The sequence below is a fragment of the Sphingobacterium sp. 1.A.4 genome (genome assembly GCF_002734245.1).
Lineage (GTDB): Bacteria > Bacteroidota > Bacteroidia > Sphingobacteriales > Sphingobacteriaceae > Sphingobacterium > Sphingobacterium tenebrionis.
On record NZ_PEAZ01000019.1, the window covers coordinates 1 to 678 of the forward strand.

Genomic DNA, 678 nt, shown 5'->3' on the forward strand with positions numbered 1-678 from the left:
TTTTACCCGTAATTTTACCCGTAACTTTCGCGAAGCCCTGGACTATCTGCTCTCCCATGGTGTGGACACCGTTGCGATGGAGGCCACGGGTTCCTATTGGTTCATCCTTTACGATATCCTCCACGCCGGAGGGCTTGACGTCTGGCTGGTCGACGGCCGCCAGACCAAACAGGTCCCCGGACGGAAGACCGATGTAAAGGACTGCCAATGGATCCAGCAGCTGCACAGCTATGGACTGCTGAACCGCTGCTTTGTGGCCGAAGGGGACCAAAAGGAGATCCGCAGCTACCTGAGGCTGAGGGAGGACCTGCTGCGGAACGCCGCCATGCATGTCAACCACATGCAGAGGGCCCTGGTGGAAATGAACATCAGGCTTCCCGAGGTACTGAGCCAGATCCATGGAGCAAGCGGTATGGCCGTCATCGGTGCAATACTGTCGGGCGAGCGCGATCCTGGTGTCCTGCTGTCCCTGTGCCATACCAGGCTGCGCAGGACCAAGTCCCAGGAGATCCTTGCCGCCCTGGAGGGTTTCTATACAGAAAGGGGTGTGTTCGCCCTAAGGATCGCCCATGAGGCCTATCTGTTCTACATGAAGCAGATTGCCGAATGTGACCATAAGCTGGAAGCCCTGCTGCAGAAGGGCGGCGATGGCGGCAAAGGGACCCAGTCAGGGCCCAG

The 678-nt window shown here is 58.6% G+C and carries 1 protein-coding gene; it reads left to right on the forward strand.

What is annotated here, in order from left to right:
• Window positions 1-678, forward strand: a 678-nt coding sequence (locus CRJ00_RS02110) for an IS110 family transposase (protein WP_144038065.1), incomplete at both ends; no start/stop codon positions are given.